Annotated in this window: 1 pseudogene; it reads left to right on the top strand. The window is 27.9% G+C overall.

What is annotated here, in order from left to right:
- Positions 1-1144, top strand: a pseudogene (locus KTO59_RS04365) (pentapeptide repeat-containing protein); the annotation flags it as partial.

Genomic DNA, 1144 nt, shown 5'->3' on the forward strand with positions numbered 1-1144 from the left:
AAGAATTTACCACAAAACAATTAAAAGAAGCTGAATATACTGCAAAAGATTTAAAAGAATCCGATTTCACTGCAAAACAATTAAAAGAAGCTGAATATACCGCAGAAGAATTAAAAGAATCCGATTTCACTGCAAAACAATTAAAAGAAGCTGAATATACTGCAAAAGATTTAAAAGAAGCCGATTTCACTGCAAAACAATTAAAAGAAGCCGGATTTAATTTAGATCAATTAAAAGTAGTATATACAGACAGAGAATTAGAAACTGTTCAATATAGTACACAAGAATTAAAAAACAAAGGATATACCGCAAAACAATTAAAAGATGAAGAATTTACCACAAAACAATTAAAAGAAGCTGAATATACTGCAAAAGATTTAAAAGAAGCCGATTTCAATGCAAAACAATTAAAAGAAGTTGAATATACTGCAAAAGATTTAAAAGAAGCCGATTTCACTGCAAAACAATTAAAAGATGCTGAATATACTGCAAGAGAATTAAAATACGCTGGATTTAATTTAAAAGACGCTGGATATACTGCAATAGAATTAAAATACGATGGATATACTGCAAGAGAATTAAAAGATGCTGGATTTACTTTAAAAGAATTAAAAGATGTTATATATTCTTTAAAAGAATTAAAAGATGCTGGATATATTGCAACAGAATTAAAAGACGCTGGATTTTCTTATTATTGGCAATTCAAAAATAAGGATTTTACTGCAAGAGAATTAAAAGATGCTGGATTTACTGCTTGGGATTTAAGCAAAAATAATTCATTCGACGAAGATGTCGGATATACTTTAATACAATTAAAAGATGCTGGATATACTTTAAAAGAATTAAAAGACGCTGGATATACTGCTTTGGATTTAAGAAAAACTAATTCATTCGACGAAGATTCCAGATATACTTTAATACAATTAAAAGATGCCGGTTTTACTCTAAAAGAATTAATAAATGCCTCTTTTAGTGCAACAGAATTAAAAGATGTCGGATATAAAGCAATAGAATTAAAAGACGCTGGATTTAATTTAAAAGAATTAAAAGAAGGCGGATATCAAGAATTAGAAACAAGAATTGTCGAATATATTAAGAAAAATTCTGATATTATTGGGTTTACCCCACAAGAATCAAAAGATTT

The organism is Candidatus Phytoplasma sp. AldY-WA1, assembly GCF_020312115.2.
Taxonomy (GTDB): domain Bacteria; phylum Bacillota_I; class Bacilli_A; order Acholeplasmatales; family Acholeplasmataceae; genus Phytoplasma; species Phytoplasma vitis.